The sequence below is a fragment of the Cellulomonas composti genome (genome assembly GCF_007990245.1).
Lineage (GTDB): Bacteria > Actinomycetota > Actinomycetes > Actinomycetales > Cellulomonadaceae > Cellulomonas > Cellulomonas composti.
Genome location: NZ_BJWG01000032.1, coordinates 1 through 1,109 on the forward strand (window position 1 = coordinate 1; position 1,109 = coordinate 1,109).

The 1,109-nt window shown below is 63.3% G+C and carries 2 protein-coding genes; both read left to right on the forward strand.

What is annotated here, in order from left to right; genetic code table 11:
* Nucleotides 1–342, forward strand: a 342-nt coding sequence (locus CCO02nite_RS15830; protein WP_222593227.1) for a hypothetical protein, incomplete at its 5' end; no start/stop codon positions are given.
* An 11-nt stretch (nt 343–353) separates the two neighbouring features.
* Complete coding sequence (locus tag CCO02nite_RS15555) at nt 354–755, forward strand: DUF7878 domain-containing protein (protein WP_246117597.1); 402 nt, start codon at nt 354–356, stop codon at nt 753–755.
* The last annotated feature ends 354 nt before the right edge of the window (nt 756–1,109 follow it).

Below are 1,109 nucleotides of genomic sequence, written 5' to 3' on the forward strand. Positions count from 1 at the left end.
ACGACCGTCGCAAACAGCGAGTCGGCATTGTCGAGGGCCTCCCAGGCCGCGTTTCGGGCTGCCGAAGACCCCGCATCGATCTTTGTGAAGAACAAGCATCTGGCCTCGGCGGGTGGGAACGGAGCCAAGTTTGCCACGGACGACATCGGCCAGGTGCAGCGGTGGATCTCGCGCGGTCTTGAATCCGATAGGGTCCAGTTTCTTCCGAATCAAGTCGACGACACGTTCCGGGCGATCGTGCCGGGCGGCGGAGCCATCGGCACTCGCGGCCAGCAGTTCATTCGAGTCATCGTGACCGGCGACGGTCGAGTCATCAATGCCTTTCCCGTCAACGTAAGGTGACTGAAGTGGAGATGACCTACGACCGCCTGGACTCCAGTGAACTCCGGGGTACAACTCAAGCCGACTACCTGATCGCGCTTGACGCCGACCTCCAGGTGGTCGCGGCGCACCAGGCGCTCTATGAAGAGCCGAGGTTTCCTGTCGTCGAGCTTGCCCGAAGCTTGAGAGTTTGGCTTGCCGATCCAAGTCGAGGCGACTTCGAGTTCGAGTCCATGTCATTCGAAGAGGTCGGCTCGATCGCGTTTCGTCAAACACGTCAAGGATGGGTATTCGGCTCCATCTTTGCCTCGGAGCTGCCGCCTATGTCGCTTGAATGGGCCGACGTGGAGTTGTGCTGTCGACAACTGATCTCTCGAGTCGAGGAGGATCTTGCAGGTCTTGGCATCAATCCCGGAGAAGTGCTCAGGCAATGAGAGTTCTTGATTTGCTTCGGTTACGACGAGCTGCGCAGGCTCGAGGGGTGTGGTCGTCACCGGCGCGACGTGCCAGGCCGAGTCGGTGGCGTTGGCGGCCTCGGGTCCGGCTCCGGGTCGGGCGCGAAGCGGACGTTGGGCTGGGACGCGTCGGGGTCGTTGAGCTCGGTGGAGGTCGGCGCGTCCGAGCCCGCGTACGGGGCCGGTGAGGCCGGGTTCGTGTATGACGCGTCGGGTGAGCGGCTGACGCGTACGGACGCCGCCGGGTATCGCCGTCAACGGTCGGCAGTCCTTCGGCGCCGGGTTCGGTGACGCCCTCATCGGCACGATCGACGGCATCAGCCCCGGGCACTT

Coding starts and splice junctions, on each gene's coding strand:
- CCO02nite_RS15555 (WP_246117597.1), top strand. CDS start 354: ATGACCTACGACCGCCTGGACTCCAGTGAACTCCGGGGTACAACTCAA.